We start from the raw sequence: 24,575 nt of genomic DNA on the forward strand, positions 1-24,575 counted from the left end.
CTCCCTTCCTTATAGATAGTTTTAGTCTTCATCGTTAGAGGAGTCGCCCATTGGGTACGCCAATTGGCTAAGGATATCATCTTCACCGCCGTTATCAGCTGGTAATTCTTCCTCTTCCTCTACTTCTGGTTCTACTACAGTTACTTCATCAGTTTCTACAGCACTGCCTTCCATAACTTCTTCAATACCAGTTTCTACCACCTCATCTTCGTCCTCAAGTTCTTTCATAACAACTTCTTCTTGATCTTCGTTCAAGATTTTTACATCGAGACCGATACTTTGAAGTTCTTTAAGCAATACCTTGAAGGACTCAGGTACACCTGGTTCAGGGATGTTTTCGCCTTTAACGATTTTTTCGTATGCTTTCACACGACCAACAACATCGTCAGACTTAACAGTTAATAGCTCTTGAAGAGTATAGGCTGCGCCATATGCTTCTAGAGCCCAAACTTCCATTTCCCCAAAACGTTGGCCACCGAACTGAGCTTTACCGCCCAAAGGTTGTTGTGTAACAAGGGAGTACGGACCTGTAGAACGAGCATGGATTTTATCATCAACCAAATGATGGAGTTTAAGCATGTAAACGTAACCAACAGTAACGCGATTATCCATCGGTTCACCAGTACGACCATCATATAGCACGGTTTTACCATCATCAGGACGACCTGCAATCGCCAATGTTTCGAATACATCTTTTTCGTGAGCACCATCAAATACAGGTGTAGCAATATGAATACCTGCTACATCTGGTTTTGGCATGCCATATTTGTCAAAGTCGTAGCCAAGACCTTCCAGCTCTTTACGGATTTCAACGCGTTTTTCTTCAGCAGAGTGAATATTGTTAAGCGTATTCTTAACTTTATTAATGGCCTCTAATTCCTCTACAAGAACAGGATCCATTTCAGGAGCATCCTCTTCAGAATCAAAGAACTCTACATGAAGTGCATTGTATTTAGCTTCAATAGCTTTAAGTTCTTGGTAACGAGCTTCGCCACCCATAGCGTCCAATTTCTTTTGCGCCGCTTTTTCTACATGTTTTAGAATTTTAGTTTTCAAAGTAATGATTTGTTCATTTTCTTCGAAATGATTTACGGTTACATCTTCTGCAACTTTCGCTTCCAATTCTTCAATTTGAGCATAAAGGTCGCGGATTGCATCGATTTGTTCCCAGTAAGACGCATCAGTACGAGCTTCTTTCAACACGTTTTGAATGTGAAGGTCTGTAGCTTTGATTTTCATACCTAAGCCTTGAACAGCCCAACCCAAGTGAGTTTCAAGAACCTGACCGATATTCATACGAGAAGGTACGCCCAATGGGTTCAATACGATTTGTACTGGAGTACCATCTGGAAGGAATGGCATATCTTCTTTTCTCATAACGCGAGAAACGACACCTTTATTACCATGACGGCCCGCCATTTTATCGCCTTCATGAATCTTACGTTTTTGAGCGATATATACGCGAACAAGTTTATTTACACCTGGTTGTAATTCGTCGCCATTTTCACGAGTGAAAACTTTAACGTCTACAACTTTACCAGATTCGCCATGAGGCACGCGCAAGGAAGTATCACGAACTTCACGTTCTTTGTCACCAAAAATAGCACGCAACAAACGTTCTTCTGGAGTAAGCTCAGTTTCACCTTTTGGAGTAGCTTTACCTACAAGGATATCGCCAGGATGTACTTCTGCACCAATGCAGATAATACCATCTTCGTCTAAGTTTTTAAGTGTGTCGTCACCTGTATTAGGCAACTCACGAGTAATTTCTTCAGCACCTAATTTGGTATCACGAGCATCACATTCGTATTCTTCAATATGAATGGATGTATAGATATCTTCTTTGCAGAGTTCTTCACTAAGCAAGATAGCATCTTCGTAGTTATAACCTTCCCAAGGCATGAACGCTACAAGAACGTTATAACCTAATGCCAATTCGCCGCCATCTGTAGCAGGACCATCAGCCAATACTTGGCCTTTTACAACATGGTCCCCACGATTGACGATTGGTTTTTGGTTAAAGCACGTGGATTGGTTAGAACGAAGGAATTTATTCAAATGGTATGTATCAACACGACCATCGCTATCGCGAAGAACGTGGATTTCATTACCCCAACAACGTACAACTTTACCTGCTTCACGCGCCAATACGCAAACACCAGAGTCAGTAGCTGCTGTATATTCCATACCTGTACCAACAAGTGGTGCTTGAGCGCGCAAAAGTGGTACCGCTTGACGTTGCATGTTCGCGCCCATCAAGGCACGGTTAGCATCGTCATTTTCAAGGAATGGAATCATAGCTGTACCAATAGATACAACTTCTTTTGGACTAACGTCCATATAGTCAACCTTATCCGGTGTAACTTCTAATACATCATGACCACGACGACAAGCTACGTGTTCAGTTGTGAAGTACCCCTCTGCATCAAGTGGAGAGTTCGCTTGGGCAATTGTCATGCCTTCTTCTTCATCAGCTGTCATGTATACTACGCTGTCAGATACGCGCACTTTAACAACCTTGTCAGCATCCTTGCCTTTACCATACACTTTTTCTACTTTACGGTATGGTGCTTCGATGAAGCCAAATTCGTTTACCTTTGCATAGTTGGACAAGGAGTTAATCAAGCCAATGTTTGGACCTTCTGGAGTTTCAATAGGACACATACGACCATAGTGAGAATGATGCACGTCACGAACTTCGAAACCTGCACGCTCACGAGACAAGCCGCCAGGGCCAAGGGCAGAAAGACGACGTTTGTGAGTCAATTCCGCCAATGGGTTTGTTTGGTCCATGAACTGAGACAATTGAGAAGAACCAAAGAATTCTTTGATAGCTGCCACTACAGGGCGAATATTGATCAACGCTTGAGGCGTAATGGATTCAGTTTCTTGAATTGTCATGCGCTCACGAACAACACGTTCCATACGAGTTAAACCGATACGGAATTGGTTTTGCAACAATTCGCCTACGCAACGAAGGCGACGGTTACCCAAGTGGTCAATATCATCTGTATGACCTGCACCATCCATAAGGTTGAGCAAGTAAGAAATGTTAGCGATCATGTCTTCACGTGTTACTGTACGGTGATCATATGGTAAGTTGCAGTTATTACAGATAACTTTAGACTCTACACCATCATTATTTACGATATAGAATTCAGCAAAACCTTCACCATCGAAAACATGGCTATTAGCAACGATATCAAGTTGTTCTTCCCCAACTTGTACGCCTGCATCAAGGATAATTTCGCCAGTTTCTGGATCTACAATTGGTTGAGCCAATGTTTGACCCAACATACGTTGGCGCCAGCCAAGTTTTTTGTTCAATTTATAACGACCAACGCGCGCTAAGTCATAACGGCGTGCATCGAAGAACAAGTTATCGAACAAGTTACGAGCAGACTCTACAGTAGGAGGCTCACCTGGACGTAATTTTTTATAGATTTCAACTAATGCTTCGTCAGCAGATTGAGTTGTATCTTTTTCTAATGTGCGAACGATGCGTTCATCATATACTGGTAAACCATCCTCATCAGTTTTACCATTCCAGAAGAGGTCGAGGATACTTTCATTCGTATCCCAACCTAATGCACGTACCAATACAGTAGCTGGTAATTTACGGTTACGGTCAATACGAACAGCTACCACTTCACTAGCATCTGTTTCAAGTTCAATCCATGCACCACGGTTAGGAATAACTGTGGAATCATACAAACGGTTACCCATTGTATCGATTTCTTTATTGTAGTAAACGCCTGGAGAACGTACTAATTGGGATACGATAACACGTTCTGCACCATTGATGATGAAAGTACCTGTATCTGTCATCAATGGGAAATCGCCCATGAATACTTCTTGTTCTTTAATGTCCATATTTTCTGGATCATTATTTACCAAGCGAATATTTACACGAAGTGGTGCTGCGTAAGTAGCATCACGGTTTTTACATTCATTAATATCATACTTAGGTTCACCTAAGCTAAAACCTTCAAAAGAAAGTACTAGATTACCTGAATTGTCTTTAATCGGAGAAATATCGTTGAAAATATTTTGTAAACCACTCTCCAAGAACCACTCATACGATTTACGTTGAATGTCCAATAAATGCGGCATCTTGATAACTTCGTTAATTTTTGCATATGTATAACGAGTTCGTTTGCCTACCTGTTCAGGTTTGAACATATTTGCTTTCACCCCTATCAAAACACACTGGTCTACCATTTTCTATAACGGCATGAAAAAGACATCTTACAGGTCTCAGTTTTCCTGCTCGGGCAACGTCAAATAAAGCAAGGTCCATTTCATTTTTAAAATAACCTTGCTTCCCATTAACCAAGCACAACCTTGGAAGAAAACCTCATCACTATTTGTGTTATAGTTTTTACATCCAAAAGCAGAAAACGCTACTTTTGCAATATATGATTTTATCAGTATTAAAAAAGACTGTCAACCAAAAGGGTTGACAGTCTTTTATTTTCATGCTTTATTCATGTATCAAAAGAGAACCATAAATTAGTTGCCTTTTTGTTTTAAAAGATTCGCACCAGCGATACCAGGGCGAGTCATTTCTTTAGGAGAAAGAATATGATTAATTTCATCCTCAGTCAATAAACCTTGATCCAAGATGATATCGCGAATAGCTCGACCTGTTTCATACGCTTCTTTCGCCAATGCAGAAGCTGTTTCATAGCCAAGATGTGGCAACAATGCTGTTACGATACCAACGGAACGATTCAACCAGTACTCGCATTGTTCACGGTCTACTTCAAGATCAACAAGCAATTTATCAACGAATGTATTTACACCGTTTTTGAGGTAGCAAAGGTTATTGAACAAGTTGTATGCCAATACAGGTTCCATAACATTTAACTCGAATTGACCATTTTCTACAGCTAATGTAATAGTAAGGTCATTACCGATAACTTGGTAACACACTTGATTCAATACTTCAGCGATAACAGGATTTACTTTTCCTGGCATGATAGAGGAGCCTGGTTGACGGGCAGGCAATTTTAATTCACCAATGCCACAGCGAGGTCCAGATGCCATTAAGCGGAAATCATTTGCCATCTTAATCAACACAAGTGCAGTTACCTTCAAACCGCTAGAGATATCAGCAAATACATCTGTATTGTTTGTGGCATCGATTAAATTCTCCGCAGTGTAGAACGGTTCGCCTACTACTTCGCTTAATTCGTACGCTACATCATGAATATAATTAGGTTCAGCATTAAGGCCTGTACCAACTGCAGTGGCCCCCATGTTGATTACATGTGCACCTTCAACGGCAGATTTAATACGTTTAATACCACGACGAATACCAGATGCATAAGCGCCCATCTCTTGTCCCAATGTAATAGGCACCGCATCTTGTAAATGAGTACGCCCCATTTTTAAAATTTCACTATATTCTTCAGCTTTTTTCTCAAGCTCATCAACAAGACGTTGCAAAGCTTCAAGTAACGGTTTAGATTTCAAAATTGCACAAACTTTAATCGCTGTTGGGAAAGCGTCATTTGTAGATTGTGCCATGTTACAGTGATTGTTAGGGCTTACAATATCATAGCTACCTTTTGGATGGCCTAAAATTTCACAAGCACGATTTGCCAACACTTCATTCATATTCATATTCACAGAAGTGCCAGCACCGCCTTGAATTGGATCAACTGGAAATTGGTCAGCAAATTCACCTGCAATAACTTCATCAGCTGCTTGAACAATCGCTTTACCGATAGATACATTGAGGCGACCTGTTTTCATATTAGCTAAAGCAGATGCTTTTTTTACCATCGCTAGAGCTTTAATAAAATCTTGGTCTAAATGTTTCCCTGTAATATGGAAGTTTTCTAAGGCACGAATCGTTTGTACACCATAATATAACTCATCCGCTACTTCTAATTCACCTAGGAAATCATGTTCTTTTCTCATAATAGATCCTCTTTCCACTATTTCATATATTAGATGATAGTTTAATGAAACGGTTTTATCTTATGCGCTCATTATAGCATGTATTTTGTATACATAAAAGTCATTTCATGTATTCCGAATAAACAATATTCTATACAATATATTATTTCATAAATAATTATTTTTTTGTAACTATCTCCATATTATCTCCATATTATCTCCATATTTATAAAGGCTATGTTTTTATCTTTGATTGGTTTAAATATTACACGCCCTATAGTACAATAATATAAACTATGTAAGTAAGGAGTAACTATGATTAACAATCACATGCTGCGCATAGGTGCGCTCTTTTTATTAACCGTTTTGAGCTACGGCTTTTATAATGCCTATTTGCCAATCACTGATCCGGTGGAGTCCAACTATGTTCTCTCCGCCATCACCATGCTAAAACATAACTCATGGATATCCCCTATGATATACGATCACGTATGGTATGATAAACCACCGCTCACCTATTGGGCACTTATGATTACGTACAAACTATTTGGCATATCAGACTTTACATCTCGTATACCGAATACGCTTGTTGCGGGAGCCAGCGTAGCCCTAATGTATCATATAATTTACCGCATATCTAAAAATACTTTTGCTAGTGTACTCTGTGCTATTCTATTAATGAGTACACTACAGTTTTGGTACATATCTCATGCAATTATAACCGACGGATTTCTATTTCTCTTCACCCTAGCTATATTTGGATATAGTTATTTAGCATTTACCAACAATGACAAGTCAGCTATGGTGAAAGCTTACATTGCTGCGGCCTTAGCTGTAATTACCAAAGGACCTATAGGCATCATCTTACCTGGTCTAATATTACTTATTTATGTATGTGCTCGCTATATAGTCCATAGAAAGGATGAAATCTATCAACTTTCAAAGGATATAAAATTACTATTTAATCCCTTCGGACTATTAGTCTTTATAGCGATAGCTAGCCCTTGGTATATTGCTATGTATTCCATACACGGTGAGCAGTTTATTTCCGGATTCTTGGGTCTACACAATGTAGATCGAGCCCTTGTATCTGAGCATCCTAAATTTGATGTATGGTATTACTATCTATTAATTGTGCCCCTTTCACTATTACCATGGACACCTGTAATAGTCTATCATTTAAAAGCTCTTAACTGGAAAGATGATTTTGATCTATTAGGTATTATATGGTTTATAGTTATAGTACTCTTCTACTCTCTAGTAGCTACCAAGTATCTAACTTATACCCTACCTGCCATTATTCCTTGTATAATATGGGCGGCTGTAAAAATTTGTGAACTACTTATTGACAAAGAGACCGGTGAATTTACTCAATCATTCAAAAAGTTTAATTATTTAATTACCCTACCACTAGGTATTTACTATATGATTTTTACATTTGCTACAGCTTTTGATAAAAGTCTTGATAGTAAACCGTTAATCGTAGGTTCCTTTATTATAGTATGTATGATTTTAATCGGTCGATACTACATAACATCATTTTTTAAACTAGCAATATATGCTTTAGTTCCACTAATTACTTTATACTCAGCTATTACAATTACAGTACCACCAATATTATTTAATCAATCTGGTTTACAGTTTAGAACGTTCATCGAAGATACATCAAAACCAATATATGTATATGGCAGTTACTATACTTCTATTGTATATTACATGGATACTATACCCACCCAAGTTTTCGTAGATACAACTGATGATTCTATATGGACCGAAGGCAAAACATTAATGCCTACAATAACTAAAGAAACATTTTTAAGTAATACAACAAATAATCGCGGTGCCTATATCATCGTTCCTAAAAAATATGATGAGGATTTCTCTAATGCATTACCATATCCAAAGGCAAAATTAGTTAACAAAACAAAACTCGCATCAATTTATAAACTCCAATAGAAAAAGGCGTACCCATAGGGTACGCCTTTAATATGTCCAGAATTATTTCAATTCTACGGATGCGCCAGCTTCTTCTAATTGAGCTTTCAAAGCTTCAGCAGCTTCAGCAGCTACGCCTTCTTTTACAGGTGCAGGAGCGCCGTCAACGATAGCTTTAGCTTCTTTCAAGCCAAGACCAGTTGCTTCACGAACAACTTTGATTACGTTGATTTTAGATGCGCCAGCATCTTTCAAGATTACGTCGAAGGAATCTTTAGCAGCGCCGCCTTCAGCACCACCAGCAGCTGCTACAGCTACAGGAGCTGCTGCAGTTACGCCAAATTCTTCTTCGATTGCTTTTACAAGATCATTAAGTTCAAGGATTGTTGCTTCTTTCAATTCAGCAACGATGTTTTCAATGTTCAATGCCATTTTAGATTTCCTCCATAAATTAGTTTATAGTGCCAGCCTCAAGCGGCCAACGAATACTTTGCAAAAAATATTATTCTGCAGGTTTTGCTTCTGCAACAGCTTTGACAGCGTATGCAACATTGCGAACAGGAGCTTGCAATACGGAAAGCAACATGGAAAGCATGCCTTCGCGGTTTGGAAGAGATGCAATTGCTTTAACGCCTGCAGCGTCCATAACTTCGCCTTCAACGATACCAGCTTTAACTGTTACAACTTCTTTTTCAGTTGCTTTGATGAATTGTTCGATTACACGAGCAGGTGCAACAGCATCATCTTTAGAAGTAGCCAACGCAGTTGGGCCTTCTAAATGCTCAGCGAAACCTTCAAGATTCAATTCGTTTGCAGCGATACGAGTCAAAGTATTTTTGATTACTTTGTATTCAACACCTTCAGCCAACATTTTGCGACGAAGATCAGTTGCTTGCGCAACAGTTAAACCAGAGTAACCAATCAATACAGCACCTTTTGCTTCAGAAAGAGTTTCTTTCATTTGAGCAACAATTGCTTTTTTTGATTCAGTGACAGCCATTAGATTACCTCCTTGTAGATTTTTTTGGTGCTCTATGTACTATCTTAGCGTAAAAACGACCCCATCGCACGCGATGAGGTCGTAACTAGTCCTAGGTTGTTCTAGTGTCAGCCTCAGCGGGCGGATTTTCATCCATTATACATACCAGCCGTCTACAGCTAAGAGACATATATAATTATTGCTCTTTGGAAACAGTGCTCAATTTGAACACGTTCAAAGGTACACCAGGGCCCATTGTAGCGGACAAGGTTACAGATTTAATGTATTGACCTTTAGCTGCTACAGGTTTAGCCTTGATAATAGTATCAACGATTGTACGGTAGTTGTCAAGTAATTTTTCTTCATCGAAAGATGCTTTACCGATAGAGCAAGAGATAATACCTGCTTTATCAGTACGATATTCGATTTTACCAGCTTTGATTTCGTTTACTGCACGAGCAACGTCTGGAGTTACTGTACCAACTTTAGGGTTTGGCATCAAGCCTTTAGGACCCAAAATTTTACCAAGACGGCCAACTTGACCCATCATGTCTGGTGTAGCAACTACTACGTCGAAGTCACTCCAACCACCTTGGATTTTAGCTACTAACTCTTCAGAACCTACGAAATCTGCACCAGCTTCTTCAGCTGCCTTAATATTGTCGCCTTTTGCGAATACAAGAACGCGTTTAGTTTTGCCAGTACCATGAGGCAATACTACTGCACCACGAACTTGTTGATCAGCGTATTTAGGGTCGACATTCAAGTTGAAAGCAATTTCAACTGTTTCATCGAAATTTGCAGTTGCAGTTTTCTTAACCAACTCAATTGCTTCTACTGGTTCGTAGAATTTACCAGCTTCAATAAGTTTTACTGCTTCAGCGTATTTCTTACCTACTTTTGCCATTATAATATCCTCCTTATGTGGTCAAACGGGAATTCCCTCCCACCGATTTGCGCCTTATGCGCAAGTCGTACGCTTATTAGTCAACGATTTCAATGCCCATGCTGCGAGCAGTACCTTCCACCATGCGCATACCTTGTTCTACGGTATTAGCATTCAAGTCAGGCATTTTCAATTCAGCAATTTCACGAACTTTATCGCGACCTACTTTTGCTACTTTATCACGGTTAGGTACACCAGAACCTTTCGGAATACCTGCAGCTTTTTTCAACAATACTGCAGCTGGTGGAGTCTTAGTGATGAAGTCGAAGCTACGATCTTCATATACATTAATAACTACTGGAATAATCAAGCCAGCTTGTTTAGCAGTACGTTCGTTGAATTCTTTTGTGAAAGCAACGATGTTAACACCTGCTTGACCTAGTGCAGGACCAACTGGTGGTGCTGGAGTAGCTTTAGCGGCTTCAATTTGTAGTTTTACTTGTTTAACTAATTTCTTAGCCATGGGTAATTAAACCTCCTATGCTTATACTGTGGTGGTAACGGATATACATCCTCCCACTGGCAACCAAAATCGATTGCTCTTTTTAGAGTTATATTATTATATTTATATATTAAAGAGCTTTCTCAACTTGAGAGAACTCTAACTCTACCTCGGTATCTCGATTGAACATTTCTACGCTAAGTTTCAATGTTCCTTTATCAGGGTTAAGTTCGGTAATAACACCTAGTTTATCTTCAAAGGCACCGGACGTAATGCGAACCGTTTCACCAACTTCTACATCAACGTTAATGGTTGGTTTCTTATCCAAGCCCTGAGACTTAAGTATATGTTCTACTTCGGAATCAGAAAGTGGAACTGGTTTTGTAGCAGAGCCAACGAAACCTGTTACACCTGGCGTGTTGCGTACAACATACCAAGAACGGTCATTAACTTCCATTTCCACCAATACATACCCAGGAAATATCTTACGTTTTACTACTTTTTTAACCCCATCTTTTTCATCTATTTCGTCTTCAAGAGGCACCAAAATTCGGCTGATCACATCTTGTAGCCCCATAGATTGAACTTTAAGTTCAAGAGTGGTTTTTACTTTATTTTCGTAGCCTGAATAGGTATGAATTACATACCACTTCTTATCTGCTTCCATGTAATGGCCCCCTTATCCAACAAAGTGCAACAACGTATTAAAAAGTTGGGCAAAGAGTCCATCAAGCACAGAAATAATCAAAGCGATGAATATGGTCACTAAGAATACTACTATTGTGTAATTGATAAGCTCTTTTTTTGTTGGCCAGACTACTTTTTTTAGTTCAGCTTTCACACCGCGGAAGAATTTTCCAAATCCACCACGCTGCTGCACTGCTGAGTTAGACTTTGCCATTGTGTTTCACATCCTCAAATCAACAGGTAATGAATGATAAGAATTATTTTGTTTCACGGTGTAATGTATGTTTACCGCAGAATTTGCAATATTTCATCATTTCAATACGATCAGGATTGTTCTTTTTATTCTTGTTCGTTTGATAGTTGCGTTGTTTGCAATCTGTGCAAGCTAAAGTAATGGCATTACGCATCCGGATACACCTCGCTTTATATTTACTAATCTGTCTCTTGTACTCGAAAACGCTCGACTACATACTAAAAAACTATATCATACGTAGCAAGCGATGTCAAGAAATTAAGCAACTCAAAAAAGCCAGGCACGTATGCCTGACATGGATAGTATAACAGACAATGGCGCCCCTTGTCTACCCAAAGAACGCCATGTCATATTAGCTTATAGTTAGCTTATATATATTATATTTAATATTATAATTACATATTTACTATTATTGCTTCGTTTATTACTGTTTCTTTGTGAAAGTTACTTTCACGATTTGCCAGAAGAAGGCCAATGCCCCCAATATCATGATGGTATCGCCAACCATGCGAAGCCAACGCAAATTTTGTAACAATGGTTGTTGCATAAAGTCTTCACTGCGAGCGAGCCATAAGCCTTGTGTAACACTTGCCCAACTTTGAATCAAGCCAATTGGCAATAGACTGATAAGAACCATTAACGCAAGGCCCCAATTCAATGCCCAGAAACCGAATTTCATCAACTTGTCGTTAAATTCCACTTCAGGTCGAATATAACGAGCGATGAGGAATACAAAGCCTAAACTCAAGAACCCGTATACGCCGAACAACGCCGTATGAGCATGAACAGCTGTCGTATTTAGACCTTGAATATAGAACAAGGAAACCGGCATATTAATTAAGAAGCCGAAGATGCCTGCACCCACCAAGTTCCAGAAGGATACGGCAATGAAGCAGTATACAGGCCATTTTAGTCGATGCATCCAAGGAGCACTATGAAGGCGTGTATAATTTTCAAACGCTTCATATCCCAAGAGTACAAGAGGCACTACTTCCAACGCGGAGAACGATGCCCCTGTGGCCACGATAGTCGATGTAACACCGGTGAAATAAAGATGATGGAATGTACCAGGGATACCGCCGATAAGGTAAATGGCACCGGACGAAATCGCTGCTATGGTACCTGCACGGTAAGATACGAGACCAAGTGTTACGAAAATAAAGGCCATCAACGTAGTAGAGAATACTTCAAAGAATCCTTCTACCCAAAGGTGAATAACCCACCAGCGCCAGTATTCCATGATTGCCAAGTGGCTGTGTTCTCCGTAGAAAAGACCTGGTCCATAGAAAATACCGACCATCACAACGGAGAAAATAAAGGCAGCAATAAGGTTTTTATCCCCTTTATTTTTGAAAGCACCAATGATGCTGCGCACCATGAGTACAAGCCAAAATAGAATGCCGATATATTCAATCCATTGCCATACGCGCCCCAACTCGATAAACTCATATCCTTGGTGACCCAAGTAGAAGTTTAGAGACGCCGGAATCTCATGAGCAACACCTAAATATGTACCTGTAAAGGAACCCACTACCAACACAACGAGTGCCCAGAACAAAATATCCACGCCCAATTTTTGGAACTTAGGATCTTTACCGCCATTAATAATCGGCGCCAAGAATAAACCGGCACTCAAGAATGCCATCGCAATCCAGAACAAGGATGCTTGAATATGCCAAGTACGAGCAATAGAATATGGGAAATACTGCGCCAATGGAATGCCATAGAAAGCCTGTCCTTCTACGGTGTAGTGCGCAATGATACCACCCATACCAAGTTGGAGTAAAAATAATGCCAAAATCGTAAATAAATATTTTCCTAAAGACCGTTGAGATGGTGTGAGATGCAATTTGGAAATTGGATCTTCCGCAGGTGGTGTTAATTCATGTTCATCTTGTTTGCGACCGAATGCCCACATCCATACGACAATACCAATACCACAAAGTAAAATAATAACACTCACAACAGACCAAGCTACGCTTTCCGGTGTTGGATTATGATCTAACAATGGCTCGTGAGGCCAATTGTTGGTGTATGTTGCATCTGTACCAGGGCGTTGAGTCGATGCCATCCACGTAGTCCAGAAGAAGAATCGTGCCATATCAATACGATCTTTTAATTCTGGCAACGTATTGTCTTTCATCGCAAAATGATCGCGTGTTTCGGACAATTTAGGGTTATCACCATACAGTTCAATAAAATATTGTCCGGTTAAATTCATCGCTGTAATACGTTCCGGTGAAAGCACAACAGTTCCATCTTCACGAACAGCACTGTTAAAGTACTCTGCTTTAACTGCTTCTTTAACAGCCGCTTTCTGCACATCACCTAACTGTTCATAAAGAACACCAAAAGCTTCTTGAGACTTGATATCAAGCATTACGGACACTTCTTTGTGCAACCAATCAGCTGTCCAGTCCGGGGCTTGATATGCGCCATGACCTAGTACGGTCCCTACAGATTGACCACCTGTAGATTGCCAAGCCGATTGACCATGTAAGATATCATCCTTAGTGAACAAAACCTGTCCATCTTGAGATACATACGCGGTTGGTACCGGTGGCGCTTGATGATATACATCAGTACCCAAATAGCCAAGAATAGAGAATCCAATAATAAGAACTGCTACTACGGCTATCCAATACTTTTTGTATTCGCCCATCACATTACCTCCTTTTCTATAAAAGCACAAAAAGAGAGCCTATGCTCTCCTTATATATAATATACACTAATTTTATAAATAAAGTTGTATCTAAGGTTACAATATATTAAAATTTCTTCTCAATTTGTATCAATAGTATGATTATTCTTTGAAGCCTGAATACAACGTATATGTCACATTACAAAATCATCATTGTTTCAATATATTAGTGATTCAATCCTATACTCTTAATCATCAAAATATATAAAATAAAAGGGACCCAACGGGTCCCTTTTATTGAATCTAAAATTCAATTATATAGCTAATGTATCGATACATTGAGCTATAAACTTGTATTAACCTTCGATTTCTGTTACTACGCCAGCGCCTACTGTATGGCCACCTTCGCGGATCGCAAAGCGAAGACCTTCTTCGATAGCGATTGGAGTAATCAATTCGATTTCCATTGTTACGTTATCGCCAGGCATACACATTTCTACACCTTCAGGAAGGTTTACAACACCTGTTACGTCTGTTGTACGGAAGTAGAATTGTGGACGGTAGTTGGAGAAGAATGGAGTATGACGGCCACCTTCTTCTTTAGTCAATACGTATACTTCTGCTTTGAATTTTGTGTGTGGGTTGATGGAGCCTGGTTTAGCCAATACTTGACCACGTTCGATGTCTTTACGATCAACACCACGAAGCAATGCACCTACGTTGTCACCTGCTACTGCAGAATCCAACACTTTACGGAACATTTCAAGACCTGTTACTACATATTGTTCAGCTTTTTCTTTCAAGCCTACTACTTCAACAGTATCACCAACGTTTACTTGACCACGTTCAACACGGCCAGTTGCTACTGTACCACGACCAGTGATTGTGAAAACGTCTTCCACAGGCATCAAGAATGGTTTATCAGTGTCACGAACTGGTGTTGGGATGTAGGAGTCTACAGCGTCCATCAATTCGTCAATTTTAGCTACATATTGAGCGTCGCCTTCCAAAGCTTTCAACGCGGAACCTACAACGATAGGTACTTCGTCGCCAGGGAATTCGTAGGAAGAAAGAAGTTCACGAACTTCCATTTCTACCAATTCGATCAATTCTTCATCGTCAACCATGTCAGCTTTGTTCAAGAATACTACGATTGCAGGAACACCAACTTGGCGAGCCAACAAGATGTGTTCGCGAGTTTGAGGCATAGGGCCGTCAGCTGCGGATACAACCAAGATAGCGCCGTCCATTTGAGCCGCACCAGTAATCATGTTTTTAACATAGTCAGCATGGCCTGGGCAGTCAACGTGTGCATAGTGACGGTTAGCAGTTTCATACTCAACGTGTGCAGTGTTGATTGTGATACCGCGTTCACGTTCTTCTGGAGCTTTATCAATCATGCTGTAATCTTGGAAGTCAGCTTGACCTTTTTCAGCCAATACTTTAGTGATTGCAGCAGTCAAAGTAGTTTTACCATGGTCAACGTGACCGATTGTACCGATGTTAACATGCGGTTTCGTACGTTCAAATTTTTCTTTTGCCATTAGGATTATATCCTCCTTCACAAAAACAAATTACATTCTAGTATTAATATAATATATTAACCCTAATTTATCAATGGAATATAAGATTTCCTTACCTATTATTATACCATATATACAAAGTCTTAGAATAGCATGTCATATGTAAAGAAATAAAAAAATCCCCACCAAGGTGAGGTTTAATGGTGGCGGCACACGGATTTGAACCGCGGACACACCGGGTATGAACCGATTGCTCTAGCCAACTGAGCTATGCCGCCATGTATGGAGCTAGTGACCGGGATTGAACCGGTGACCTTATCCTTACCAAGGATACGCTCTGCCGACTGAGCTACACCAGCACAATGAACGATCATTTCACTGTGGTTTTTATGGTTGCGGGGACAGGACTTGAACCTGCGACCTTCGGGTTATGAGCCCGACGAGCTACCAACTGCTCCACCCCGCTATGAATGGTGGAGGGAGAAGGATTCGAACCTTCGAAGTCGAAGACGGCAGATTTACAGTCTGCTCCCTTTGGCCGCTCGGGAATCCCTCCATAAATAAAATGGAGCTGGCGATAGGAATTGAACCCACAACCTGCTGATTACAAGTCAGCTGCTCTACCTATTGAGCTACGCCAGCATCATTACGACAAGATGAATTGTATCACCTAGCACACTAAGTGTCAAGAACCTTTTAAAAACTTTTTTGAAGTTTTTTCGTTCACTGTGGTCACCCTTAGTGCTTAATCATAATAACATGAAACGATACCCTATGCAAGTATTTTGTCAAAAAAAATTTATATTTTATCAATCCTCTATAAAATGCCTTGTTTTCAGAATATATCTAGTAATCAACTTTTATTTACTAGTATATTCTTTATATACCTTTATATAGTTGCATTCCTTGCTAGTCCATACTTACTACCATCCATATTTCAGGTTTAGTAGAATCAAATAATAGGAAGTTACAAAACTATATTTTTACCTAATAACTGTAATTATATAACTAAAAAAGGAGATAGACCGCTATCTCCTTCTATACATTTATAGTTTTTTCTATATTCAACCAATATGTTCAAACATACCTTTAGTCGATTGCAATAACATGATCTGGATGTGCAATACTAACTACAGCATGTTTAGGATTATTGTTATGTTCTAAGTACAACTGGTCCCCTTCAATATGTCCACGCCAGCCAACGACAATAGGATACTTCTTACTAATAGTTTTTAACAACTCAAATGGTTTTAAATTTAAGATAGGTGCAAAGAATACATTAATACCATCTAGCAGAACTACTTCCGTATCGCTACGACTAAGAGCACGGCAAATAACTTCTTCCGCTAATTGAGGCCGTTCATCACGAGGCACGAGCAAAAACTCTTCCTCGATGAGTTGCTTAGCTTCCAAGTATTTCCAGCCCTTCTGCTCAGACAGTTCACGAATTAGCAAACTTTTACCAGAACCTGGACCACCAACGATAAACAATATACGTTCATCATCACCTTGAATCTTTTCCCAACGTTCTTTTACATCTTGTACAGTAACCATACCCTTTGCCTCCTCGCTGTGACCTATCCTATTTTACAGGACGGTCAGATAACATAACGGATTTGATATATTGGTTTTTATCATCTAGGGCAAACTGTAAATAAGAGTTGCTTGCCGCTGGATTTTTATATTCATATACGGTAGACGTCCCCGCCTTTGTTGTAGATTCAACAATACGAGTTGGCATACCATACACAAAGAGCAATAAATATTTGGTATCACCCATTGCGATTCCACGACGTGTAGGCGTATACACATTTAATAATACGCGATTGATAAGATCTTTTTTATCTACACTCACACCGTATTCATTATAGCCAATAAAAGTGGAACCAAACAATATGCCTTGATGTTTCCAATCATTATTAGGATCATTAACAAAATGGTCATTCAACTTGAACCCACGCAATACAAAATCATCAGCCGTAAGTGTACCAGCTTCAAAATCATACACTTCAGCTTTCGGCAATCCAAATCTAGGCCATACTTGTCCACTAATAATATCTACAGCCTCTATATTACTTTGTTTAATGGTGAAAGCAATATATTCTTTTTGCTGACCAAGCATAGATTGTTGTTGGCTATCACTATTTGTATTCTCTACGGGACTCTTAAACTCCTTTTTTTGAGGCAATGAATTTTCGGAATGCCCCTCATAAAGGAAAATATATGTCTCATTTTTCTTATCACGCCACATCGCATTAGGACTGCCATAGGCAAATATCAATTCCATCCGTGTGCTACCAGGACCAATGTCGCGTACTGTATTAGAGCCTTTTTTCGTACTATGAATATTTGTAATAGTATTTGGTTCAAAGAAGTAAGTCGCCCCTTGCCCACGTAATTGATTGTTAACCAACAATTCTTGAGCAGGTCCAGTATATACAGTTACTGCTACATCTTTCATGTAATACGTAGTAAAGTTATCACGTACCTCAGTTTTTTCTACATCTTTTGGAACTTCAAACTGATCTCCCAATCGGTATGTGCCGATAGCATAGTCATCCTGAGAACCTAAAGGCGGTAAACTGTTTGCCGTATAAGACTTACCAATATCAGCTAAATTATTCTGAGTGATACTCGGCAAAGGACCTTCGTTCTCACTAGCCGCTTGCCAGAATTGTATAGAATCACCAAATTCAGTTACAGCCATTTGCTCTGCGAGCCATCCGGTTTTAGAACCTTCCTGTTTCGTTTTTGGGTCTAGCTTAACAACTCTAACTGGTGCATTATCAAGGTAAGACAAGCTATCAACCTCACCAGTTTCATCTACACTACCATCATTGCTCGCATTAGCGGAATCTTGAGCTACAACGTTAGTGTCATCAGTAGTTTCTACTGCAACTGGATTAACAGTGGAAATGGCAGGCTCTGCTGCATAACTGATTGTAGTAGCACACAAACCCACAAGGAGGGCCGCTACAATACGGCTCTTCATAGAATAGTTCATCGATTATTCTCCAACTGTGCACGCAACCAATTCAACCATGGTTCAAGACCGTTGTGGGCGGTGCAACTTACTTCAAAAATTTCTCCATTTGGATTTAAATTACGGATATCTTGTATTGCCTGCTCCTTTTTGAAAGGCACATAGGGCAATAAATCAATCTTGTTAATAAGGATGGCCTTAGACTCTTTAAAGATTAACGGATACTTAAGGGGCTTATCTTCACCTTCGGTAACAGATAAAACCGTTACTTTCATGCTTTCACCAATCTCAAATTCCGCAGGGCACACTAAATTGCCTACATTTTCGATAATAATCATATCGAGGTCATCAAGATTCAGATCACCTAAGGCATCTTGAATCATCTGTGCATCGAGATGGCACCCACCAACCGTATTAATCTGGATAACAGGCACACCCAACTCATGAATGCGCTTGGCATCCTTTGCCGTAAATAAATCGCCTTCAATAACGGCTAAGCGATACTCCTTTTTTAAATCTTGTAGGGTTGCCTCCAAAAGGGAGGTCTTACCTGCCCCAGGTGAACCTAACAGGTTAAATACAAATATATTCTTTTCCTTAAACAACTGTTGTAAGGACTCTGCAATAGCATCGTTTTTTGCCAGTACATTAGTTTTAACTTGAACTTGCATGCCCTAACCTTTCTATCAATCGATATCTATAGAGGTCACTTGTAGCTCGCGACCGCCTATAGTTTGTACGAAATGGCTGTCACAATAAGGACAAATAAACGTATAATTTTTTACAAAAAATATTTTATCACAATCTAAACACTTTCCTTCAATAGGAACTGTATTGATTTCTATGCGTGAGCCTTCCGCAGGTGTTCCCTTCGTAATGGCTTCCCAACAAAATAGCAATGAATCCGGTTCTACCCCACTCATTAAACCTAAGTCTAGTTGAATAGAATGAATGACTGTCGCATCATGTTGACGTAAGGTATCGAGCGCTACATCAAGAATACCTTCTGCTATAGACATCTCATGCATGATATGCCTCGTATACCGCTTCTAGCATCATTGTCGTTGTTACGGATCCAACACCTCCTGGTACAGGAGTAATGGCAGATGCAATATCTTTTACCGCATCATAATCAACATCACCTACAGTTTTGCCGTCCAGTTCATTAATACCTACATCAATAACAACAGCACCAGGCTTAATCATATTAGCAGTAATCATATGAGCACGACCAGCCGCAGCAATAATAATATCACCACGCTTTACTTGCTCTACTAGATCAGAAGTTCTAGAATGGCACATTGTAACAGTACCATGTGCAGCGAGTGCCATAAGCGCTACAGGTTTACCGATAACTTGGCTACGACCGACTACAACCACATGTTTTCCTTCTAAAGGAATATTATAGTGATTTAAAATAGCCATACAAGCCTTAGCCGTACAAGGAGCAAAGCCACCCTTACCAGCTGTTACTAAACCGATGTTATATGTTGTAAGACCATCAATATCTTTTTTAGGATCTAACATATCGATAAGAGCTTCTATATCAATGTGTTTAGGCATTGGCATTAGCGGTAAAATTCCATGAATAGATGGATCAGTATTTAATTCATGCAACGCCGCTACTACTTCATCTTGCGTTGCCGTTTCAGGCAATTGCTTTAGCACAAAACCATAGCCAAAATTTTTAGCTGTTTTTTCCATAAATGTAGCATACATATGAGCGCCATGGTCTTCACCGACAAGTAACACTGCCATAGTAATCACAGAGTTGCCTACTGCTGCAACTTTTTCTTGTAAAATCGCCTTGTGGGCATCTGCTACCGCTTTCCCTCGTAATTCGATCATAAGTATCTCCATTCATTCAAACTATTTATAAAAAAGGTGCCTCCTGAGAGGCACCAAAGTCTCTTATTCTATTATATAACGAACTGTCTATAATTTCTAATTATCTACTAAAGTGAACGGTAATTGCCGTCCCGGGTTGAACAGTAGTGCCCCCACTTTCATCTTGAGAAACGGCAATACCCGTTCCATCTGGCTTAAACGCAAGTCCCGCCTTATGTAACCAATCACGTACCTCACCATAGGTGAAGCCCGTAAAATTAGGTAATGTTACGGAACCATCACCAGAAAGATGTGGCTCTGGTAATGTATTGCTAGGTTTAACAGCTACAGGAGTACTATCTTTAACATATGGGCTCAATTGGTAGTACCGTACAAGTTGAGACACGATGTCTTTAAATACTGGCGCTACAATTTGACTACCATAATAAGAACCCTTTTGTGGGTCATCAATAACGACAAGAACTACAAATTTTGGATCCTCTACAGGGCCAAAGCCAATAAAGGACGCAATGTATTGTCCGTCGAGATAACCGCCATGTTTGGTATCTAGTTTTTGCGCCGTACCAGTTTTACCGCCGAAGTGATAACCTTCTACCATCGCTTTTGTACCGCCACCTTCGGATACTTCTTTTTCTAGAATATCTACAATGGTTTTAGCGGTTTCCGCCGGAACTGGTTGTCCCACAACAGATGTTTCAGTCGTACTTGTTACATCGCCTTGAGAGTTACTATAAGACTTGATGATATGTGGTTTCATCATAGCACCGCCATTAGAAAGGGCACCAAAGACACGAACCATTTGTAATGGTGTAACCGCAATACCTTGACCGATAGACATTGTAGCAACGTCTAGCTTACTCATATCCTCTGGATTATACAAAATACCTGCTCCTTCACCAGGCAATTCAATACCTGTTTCAGAACCAAAGCCATAATCACGTACATATTTCGAGAGAATATCTGCCCCTGTTAATGTACCAATTTCAGCCATACCAGTATTAATAGAGTACTTCAAAATATCTAGCAAACGAACAGGACCATATCCCTCACCATTCCAGTTTCTAATGATATGTCCATTGGCAGCGAAGGCCCCTTTATCGTTATACACAGTGTCTAACTTCCATTTGCCTGCTGCAAGAGCTGCAGATGCAATGATAGGTTTGAATGTAGAACCTGGTTCATATAAATTGGTAACCGCAATATTTTTGAAAGCCTCTTCACCACTTTGGTTGTAGTTATTAGGATCATAACTTGGACGATTGGCCATCGCTAATATTTCACCGGTCTTTGGATCCATAACGATAACGCTGGCATGCTTAGCTCCTGTATCAACCATCGCCTTATCAAGAGCGCGTTCTGCAATAAATTGAATTGTTGCATCGATGGTTAAGGTTACGCTTTTACCCTTATCTGGTAAAAATTTAGATAGTACGGAACCAAAGATGGCATTCCCTTTATTATCAGTAGCTACAATTTCTTGTTGTACGCCCCCCTTTAATTCGTCATCGAGAACCATTTCTAGACCATCAAGCCCTTTATCATCAGTGCCGACAAAGCCTAATACTTGTGCCGCTAAGACACCATTTGGATAATAGCGCTTAGATTCTTCAACGAAATTAAGGCCTGCAATATTATTATCCTTAATAACTTGTTGTACCGCTTTTGATTTGTCTGCATCCATCATACGATTCAACCAGACAAAGGCGGTATCCTCTTGCAAAGCTTTTACAATATTCTCTTTTGACATCGTTACATACGGTGAGATGAGCTCCGCAATCTCTTGAGGAGACTGTTTAATCATCTTCGGATCCGCATATAAAGATTTTGTAACTACACTCATCGCCAATGGCTTGCCATTACGGTCATAGATTGTACCCCGCGGCGATTGTAATTTTCTATCTACTTGAACTTGTAATAAGTTTTTCTTCTCTAGGTCAAAGGTATCAAAGACCTGTAACTGTGCTAAACGACCGATAAGGACGAAAGCAACGGTCATGAGTATGGCAAGGCACCATGTAGTGCGACTCCAATCACTCATGCGTAATAACGCTTTATTTAATAACTTCATCATTTCTCCACTGGACGGCGTAACTTATGGTCTAATGCATCATATAGCGCATCTGGTTCATTGGTAATCACTCCATTTTGTACCTGACCTAATAAATACTGCAATCCTTCCCCCACTTTATTCCCTGCAAGCTTAATAACACGTTCATCATAATTTAAATCCTTTGTATGGATAGGCATCTCTAGGCTCAGATCTGCCATACATTCACCAAAGGCTAAGGTGCCATCAGTCGATGCATAAGGCTTCCCACAGCCTAACACATCAGCAGCACAAACCTTAGATAATTGCTCCCATGCAGTTCGCATAATTTGACTATCTCGAAACTCACCGCTGCGAGCCTCTTTACGGATCCACTTTTTCTCATTAGCTTCCCCATTTTGTACAAAATAGTGAAAACGCATGTGGTTTTTCACAATCCACGCCACTCGTTGCACAAAGGCCTTCGGATATCCTAGGCGTGTTAATAACGTTTCTGTCATCTTCGCTCCTAGTGTATCATGCCCACGATCCGTAAGGCGTCCATTAATAACAGCACGTACCGCTGGCATTCCCTTTGCCACATCATGTAATAAGGCACCCCAACGCAACACCAAATCCGGCTCCGTATGGGACACAACGGCTAGTGTATGATACCAACCATCGAATTCGTGAAAGTCCTTTTCTTGGGGCAAATTCACGAGATGATATAGTTCAGGCAAGATGGGAACCTCCCGAGCCGTACCATTTTCTACAACACGACAAGAGCATTCTGCCAAGCGGGATTGAACAAGGACATCAAGGCCTTTAGCCACCGCAGGCTCTAACATGAGACGATTAATCTCATTTCGTACACGTTCTAAAGACAAGCCAGGTACGCGGTGAAAAGCCTTAGGCATAGCCTCTAATAGATCTTTACTCGCCAAGAAATCCAACTTCGCCACAAAACGGCACGCCCTAAATAATCGTAACGCATCTTCTTCAAAACGTTCCTGCGCATTACCAATGGTTCGTAACATCTTATGTTTAATATCACGTCGTCCACCTACAAGGTCTATAACTTCACCATAACGGTTCATAGCCATGCCATTGACAGTAAAATCACGACGCAACACATCTTCTTCTAAGGTATCGGCATAAGTAATTTCTTCGGGACGATGGCTATCTGCACCATATCGTTCTGTTCTATATGTAGCAATTTCATATGGCTTGCCCTCTAATGTAGCTACCACTACACCAAAAGATTTTCCTACGAGGTCTGTCGTTTGAATATTATGACCGCGAAGAACCTCAATCACTGTATCGGGACGTGCAGACGTCACAATATCGAAGTCATGTGGCTTTTGATGCATCAAAATATCGCGCACAGCGCCGCCTATGATATAAGCTTCATGGCCGGCTTCTTCTAATACGGTCAATATTCGATTTGCTTGTTCCATCATACACGCTCCTTTCTGAACTAGTCTAATCTTTATTTTACTACAAATGAAAGCATGAAAAAAGTGCAATCCTTATAAGGATTGCACTCGTTCTGCAATAGCTGTACCTGTCGGTGTCACCGCAAGACCGCCATCACTTGTTTCACGCAATGCTGCCGGCATAGCACGGCCTATATTATTCATCGCTTCAATGACTTCATCTGGTGGAATTTGGCTTTCAATATTCATTAACGCCATTTCAGATGCAGTAATAGCATGGACTGCATAAAAGCCATTACGCTTAACACATGGCACCTCTACGAGCCCTGCTACCGGATCACAAGCAAGTCCCAATAAATTTTTCATGCACAATGCAACAGCATGACCTACTTGACGTGGTGATCCACCCATCATTTCAACAATGGCCCCTGCCGCCATACACGCCGCTGTACCGATTTCCGCTTGGCAACCGCCAACAGCACCAGCAACACAAGCGCGATTTGCTACTACATTACCAATACCAGACGCAGCTAAGAAGCCTTTTACCACTGTAGCTCTATCTAATTGGTAGTGGTCCGCTACGGCTTTCACAGCACCAGGCATAACACCACAAGAACCCGCCGTAGGACAAGCAACAATGCGGAACATCTTTGCATTTGCCTCATTTACAGCAATAGCATACGTCATTGCCTTATACGCAATATCACTCATAAAACGAGGTGTTTGCCCATTAAGCTGTGCCGCTTGACCACCGGACATACCAGAAGCCGTTTTCTCCGCATAAGCTATGCCATCTTGAATGGAGCTTTCAAAAATATCTAAGCGATTCTCTATTTCACGAACAACCGCGTCTTCACTGCGGTCGTAATTCTCTAATTCATAACGCAATACTACATCGCCAAAAGAAATATTGTTTTCCTCACCTAGGCGAATAATATCTGCAATTGTATCATATGCATAACTCATCAT

20 protein-coding genes and 5 tRNA genes are annotated in these 24,575 nt (G+C 40.3%); 1 reads left to right on the plus strand and 24 read right to left on the minus strand.

All coding sequences use genetic code 11. The annotated features are described in order from the left end of the window. Positions 1-21: 21 nt before the first annotated feature. The gene (gene rpoB, locus RYO55_RS03845; RefSeq protein WP_314984233.1) at positions 22-4,182 is read right to left on the minus strand and encodes a DNA-directed RNA polymerase subunit beta; all 4,161 of its coding nucleotides are present in this window, start codon (positions 4,180-4,182) and stop codon (positions 22-24) included. A gap of 330 nt (positions 4,183-4,512) precedes the next feature. Continuing rightward, the gene (locus tag RYO55_RS03850) at positions 4,513-5,928 is read right to left on the minus strand and encodes an aspartate ammonia-lyase (protein WP_004696758.1); all 1,416 of its coding nucleotides are present in this window, start codon (positions 5,926-5,928) and stop codon (positions 4,513-4,515) included. A gap of 294 nt (positions 5,929-6,222) precedes the next feature. Between RYO55_RS03850 and RYO55_RS03855 the strand changes: the two genes are divergently transcribed. Then, on the plus strand, positions 6,223-7,863 hold the full coding sequence (locus RYO55_RS03855) for a glycosyltransferase family 39 protein (RefSeq protein ID WP_221741251.1): 1,641 nt from the start codon (positions 6,223-6,225) through the stop codon (positions 7,861-7,863). A gap of 42 nt (positions 7,864-7,905) precedes the next feature. Here RYO55_RS03855 and rplL read toward each other — a convergent pair whose 3' ends face one another. The 22 genes from rplL to sdaAA form a co-directional block, all read right to left on the minus strand. Beyond that, on the minus strand, positions 7,906-8,274 hold the full coding sequence (gene rplL, locus RYO55_RS03860; RefSeq protein ID WP_004693540.1) for a 50S ribosomal protein L7/L12: 369 nt from the start codon (positions 8,272-8,274) through the stop codon (positions 7,906-7,908). 70 nt (positions 8,275-8,344) lie between these two features. Next, positions 8,345-8,842: a 50S ribosomal protein L10 gene (rplJ, locus tag RYO55_RS03865; protein WP_008602491.1), complete on the minus strand. Its 498-nt coding sequence runs from the start codon at positions 8,840-8,842 to the stop codon at positions 8,345-8,347. A gap of 175 nt (positions 8,843-9,017) precedes the next feature. Then, positions 9,018-9,728, minus strand: a complete 711-nt coding sequence (rplA, locus tag RYO55_RS03870) for a 50S ribosomal protein L1 (protein ID WP_004693536.1) — start codon at positions 9,726-9,728, stop codon at positions 9,018-9,020. Positions 9,729-9,804: 76 nt separating this feature from the next. Beyond that, a complete protein-coding gene (rplK, locus tag RYO55_RS03875) occupies positions 9,805-10,230 on the minus strand; it encodes a 50S ribosomal protein L11 (RefSeq protein ID WP_004693535.1) in 426 nt (141 codons plus the stop codon). Between the two features lie 109 nt (positions 10,231-10,339). After that, positions 10,340-10,876 (minus strand): transcription termination/antitermination protein NusG, encoded by a 537-nt coding sequence (gene nusG / locus RYO55_RS03880; RefSeq protein WP_008602485.1) that lies wholly within the window; start codon positions 10,874-10,876, stop codon positions 10,340-10,342. Positions 10,877-10,888: 12 nt separating this feature from the next. After that, entirely contained in the window at positions 10,889-11,110 is a 222-nt protein-coding gene (secE, locus tag RYO55_RS03885; protein ID WP_004693531.1) for a preprotein translocase subunit SecE, read from the minus strand. A gap of 43 nt (positions 11,111-11,153) precedes the next feature. Beyond that, positions 11,154-11,303, minus strand: a complete 150-nt coding sequence (rpmG, locus tag RYO55_RS03890; protein WP_004693530.1) for a 50S ribosomal protein L33 — start codon at positions 11,301-11,303, stop codon at positions 11,154-11,156. A gap of 270 nt (positions 11,304-11,573) precedes the next feature. Then, positions 11,574-13,811, minus strand: a complete 2,238-nt coding sequence (locus RYO55_RS03895; protein WP_004693527.1) for a nitric-oxide reductase large subunit — start codon at positions 13,809-13,811, stop codon at positions 11,574-11,576. Positions 13,812-14,146: 335 nt separating this feature from the next. Beyond that, positions 14,147-15,334, minus strand: a complete 1,188-nt coding sequence (gene tuf / locus RYO55_RS03900) for an elongation factor Tu (RefSeq protein WP_012864763.1) — start codon at positions 15,332-15,334, stop codon at positions 14,147-14,149. Positions 15,335-15,514: 180 nt separating this feature from the next. Continuing rightward, positions 15,515-15,591, minus strand: a tRNA-Met gene (locus tag RYO55_RS03905). Positions 15,592-15,596: 5 nt separating this feature from the next. After that, positions 15,597-15,672 (minus strand) — tRNA-Thr (locus RYO55_RS03910). A 31-nt stretch (positions 15,673-15,703) separates the two neighbouring features. Further along, a tRNA-Met gene (locus RYO55_RS03915) sits at positions 15,704-15,779 on the minus strand. 5 nt (positions 15,780-15,784) lie between these two features. Continuing rightward, positions 15,785-15,869: transfer RNA gene (locus RYO55_RS03920), tRNA-Tyr, on the minus strand. Positions 15,870-15,879: 10 nt separating this feature from the next. Then, positions 15,880-15,955, minus strand: a tRNA-Thr gene (locus tag RYO55_RS03925). Between the two features lie 447 nt (positions 15,956-16,402). Next, positions 16,403-16,867, minus strand: coding sequence for a BREX-3 system P-loop-containing protein BrxF (brxF, locus tag RYO55_RS03930; protein ID WP_004695092.1), 465 nt, complete (start codon positions 16,865-16,867; stop codon positions 16,403-16,405). 28 nt (positions 16,868-16,895) lie between these two features. Then, the gene (locus tag RYO55_RS03935) at positions 16,896-18,317 is read right to left on the minus strand and encodes a hypothetical protein (protein WP_270278912.1); all 1,422 of its coding nucleotides are present in this window, start codon (positions 18,315-18,317) and stop codon (positions 16,896-16,898) included. Beyond that, the gene (gene hypB, locus RYO55_RS03940) at positions 18,314-18,967 is read right to left on the minus strand and encodes a hydrogenase nickel incorporation protein HypB (RefSeq protein WP_270278913.1); all 654 of its coding nucleotides are present in this window, start codon (positions 18,965-18,967) and stop codon (positions 18,314-18,316) included. Before hypB ends, RYO55_RS03935 begins: the two co-directional genes overlap by 4 nt. A gap of 15 nt (positions 18,968-18,982) precedes the next feature. Next, positions 18,983-19,324 (minus strand): hydrogenase maturation nickel metallochaperone HypA, encoded by a 342-nt coding sequence (locus RYO55_RS03945; RefSeq protein ID WP_008714928.1) that lies wholly within the window; start codon positions 19,322-19,324, stop codon positions 18,983-18,985. Continuing rightward, entirely contained in the window at positions 19,317-20,144 is an 828-nt protein-coding gene (locus tag RYO55_RS03950) for a bifunctional 5,10-methylenetetrahydrofolate dehydrogenase/5,10-methenyltetrahydrofolate cyclohydrolase (RefSeq protein WP_270278914.1), read from the minus strand. Before RYO55_RS03950 ends, RYO55_RS03945 begins: the two co-directional genes overlap by 8 nt. A gap of 100 nt (positions 20,145-20,244) precedes the next feature. Then, positions 20,245-22,212 (minus strand): penicillin-binding transpeptidase domain-containing protein, encoded by a 1,968-nt coding sequence (locus RYO55_RS03955; protein WP_182825950.1) that lies wholly within the window; start codon positions 22,210-22,212, stop codon positions 20,245-20,247. Continuing rightward, entirely contained in the window at positions 22,212-23,630 is a 1,419-nt protein-coding gene (locus RYO55_RS03960) for a CCA tRNA nucleotidyltransferase (protein ID WP_314984238.1), read from the minus strand. Before RYO55_RS03960 ends, RYO55_RS03955 begins: the two co-directional genes overlap by 1 nt. Before the next feature lie 69 nt (positions 23,631-23,699). Continuing rightward, positions 23,700-24,572 carry an L-serine ammonia-lyase, iron-sulfur-dependent, subunit alpha gene (gene sdaAA, locus RYO55_RS03965; RefSeq protein ID WP_270279132.1) on the minus strand — a complete coding sequence of 291 codons (873 nt, stop codon included), beginning with the start codon at positions 24,570-24,572 and terminating at the stop codon, positions 23,700-23,702. Between the last annotated feature and the right edge of the window lie 3 nt (positions 24,573-24,575).

Origin of the sequence: uncultured Veillonella sp., assembly GCF_963551295.1 — a bacterium.
In the GTDB taxonomy this organism is placed as follows: Bacteria; Bacillota; Negativicutes; order Veillonellales; family Veillonellaceae; genus Veillonella.